The organism is Mycobacterium sp. (assembly GCF_035633495.1).
Classification (GTDB): domain Bacteria; phylum Actinomycetota; class Actinomycetes; order Mycobacteriales; family Mycobacteriaceae; genus Mycobacterium.
In genome coordinates, this window is record NZ_DASQEU010000022.1 from 1 (window position 1) to 1,564 (window position 1,564).

General features: G+C 65.9%; 2 protein-coding genes. Both read right to left on the reverse strand.

The features are described from left to right. The gene (locus VET27_RS04640; protein ID WP_526515613.1) at positions 1–1,089 is read right to left on the reverse strand and encodes a DNA-directed RNA polymerase subunit alpha; all 1,089 of its coding nucleotides are present in this window, start codon (positions 1,087–1,089) and stop codon (positions 1–3) included. A 252-nt stretch (positions 1,090–1,341) separates the two neighbouring features. Then, on the reverse strand, positions 1,342–1,564 hold a 223-nt coding region (locus VET27_RS04645; protein ID WP_526515615.1), incomplete at its 5' end, for a ribosomal protein uS4 family protein.

The window sequence follows — 1,564 nt, forward strand, 5'->3', positions numbered from 1 at the left end:
TTAGATTTGCTCGGTCTCCGCGTAATCGGTGTCGTCCGACGTCTCCGGGCCAACGCTGCCGCCGCCGACGACCCCGTAGCCGCCGTCATCGGTGTCGTCGTTCCAGTCGGTGTCGCCGTAGGCCAGGGCCGCGGCGGCGGGATCGAAGCCGGCCGGGGAGTCCTTCAGCGACAGACCCATTCCGGCGAGCTTGATCTTGACCTCGTCGATCGACTTCTGCCCGAAGTTGCGGATGTCCAGCAGGTCGGCCTCGGTGCGGGAGACGAGCTCGCCGACCGTGTGGATGCCTTCCCGCTTGAGGCAGTTGTAGGAGCGGACGGTGAGGTCCATCTCCTCGATCGGCAGCGCGAACGCCGCGATGTGATCGGCCTCGGCAGGCGAGGGTCCGATCTCGATGCCCTCGGCGTCGATGTTCAGCTCGCGCGCCAGGCCGAACAGCTCGACCAGGGTCGTGCCGGCCGAGGCCAGCGCGTCCCGCGGGGTGATGGACGGCTTGGTCTCGACGTCAAGGACCAACCGGTCGAAGTCGGTGCGCTGTTCGACACGGGTGGCTTCGACGCGGTAGGTGACCTTGAGCACCGGGGAGTAGATCGAGTCGACCGGGATGCGGCCGATCTCGGCTCCGACGACCTTGTTGGGCGAGGCCGGTACGTAACCGCGGCCCCGCTCGACGACGAGCTCGATCTCGAGCTTGCCCTTCTTGGTCAGGGTGGCCAGCTGCAGATCCGGGTTGTGCACGGTGACCCCCGCGGGCGGCGCGATGTCGCCCGCGGTGACGTCACCGGGGCCCTGCTTGCGCAGGTACATAGTGACGGGCTCGTCGTCCTCGGAGGAGACGACCAGATCCTTGAGGTTCAGGATCAGCTCGGTGACGTCCTCCTTGACCCCGGGGACGGTGGTGAACTCGTGCAGCACGCCGTCGATCCGGATGCTGGTGACGCTCGCGCCGGGGATGGAGGAGAGCAGGGTGCGCCGCAGCGAGTTGCCCAGGGTGTACCCGAATCCTGGCTCGAGCGGCTCGATGATGAACCGCGAACGGTTCTCCGACACAACTTCTTCGGTCAGTGAGGGGCGCTGGCTAATCAGCACGGTGGTGTTTCCTTTCGCAGGTGACGACCGCTATATGACGTCACTTCGGTGGTGGTGCGACGGCCGGTCCAACGGCCGTGTTCCCCCTTGTCGGCACAGGGGGACGTTCTCTGGCCCAGTTCGCACGCCCCCACTGGCGAAGCCAGTCCGACCGACGAAGTCGGGAGGGGCGAAGCGAAGCGGAGCCATGTAGTTGTCAAGATTCTTTCGAGCCCGGCGGAGCCGGTCCCTGCCTACTGGCGGAGCCAGCGATTACTTGGAGTAGAACTCGACGATCAGCTGCTCGGCGACCTGCGAATCGATCTGCTGGCGCACCGGGAGCGAGTGGATCAGGATCGTCAGCGATTCCGGCACGACCTTCATCCACGCGGGAATCGGGCGGTCGCCGAAGGTCGCGCGAGCGAGCTCTAACGGGAAGATCTCGTTCGACTGCTTGCGGACGGTGATGATGTCGTACTGCTCGACGCGGTACGAC